Genomic DNA, 561 nt, shown 5'->3' with positions numbered 1-561 from the left:
GTGGCAAATACCCGTGAGTACCGGACGATTCAATTCATCGCTAAGGGAGAAAGCCCATTCTCCACGGACACGTTGCTCGCCATCCTGCGAAAGCACCTGGTGGTCGCCATGATCGTAAATGTAATAGATGGCGTCACGCTCCGGAAGTTTCTTGTAAACACAGCGGTGCAGGAAGTCATAGTGGTAGGAATAACTACTCTGCGTATCAAAAGGTCCTTCGGGCTCATCCATTTTGGGGTAAGTGACAAAGGGCGGATAAACATTCACCAAATCATCGTGGTTGTTATATTGATAATAAACGAAATAGGGTTCAGAACCGTCCATGCGTCCCGCCAGAATTGTACGTCCTAAACCATCTTTAAATTCATAGGCCGGATTCCCGTCTTCATCGGTAGTGCAGACCCCTAGGAAATTACCGGAGGGAATTTTATAATAAAGCCAAGAAAAGGACCGGGGATCGCGAGTGATGTATTGGTAGCTTACAGGATGCTCTGCCCATGCCTCGCCCGCTCCATGCTGAGCAACCGGCCTGTTCAAGGGAGAGGCTTCATACGTGGTCTG

At 49.2% G+C, this 561-nt stretch carries 1 pseudogene; it reads right to left on the bottom strand.

What is annotated here, in order from left to right:
• Positions 1-561 (bottom strand): annotated as a pseudogene (locus tag DW173_RS23690) (RHS repeat-associated core domain-containing protein); the annotation flags it as partial.

Source organism: Bacteroides sp. AM16-13, from assembly GCF_003602705.1.
GTDB classification, from domain to species: domain Bacteria; phylum Bacteroidota; class Bacteroidia; order Bacteroidales; family Bacteroidaceae; genus Bacteroides; species Bacteroides xylanisolvens.
This window is presented reverse-complemented; position numbering and strand designations above follow the sequence as displayed.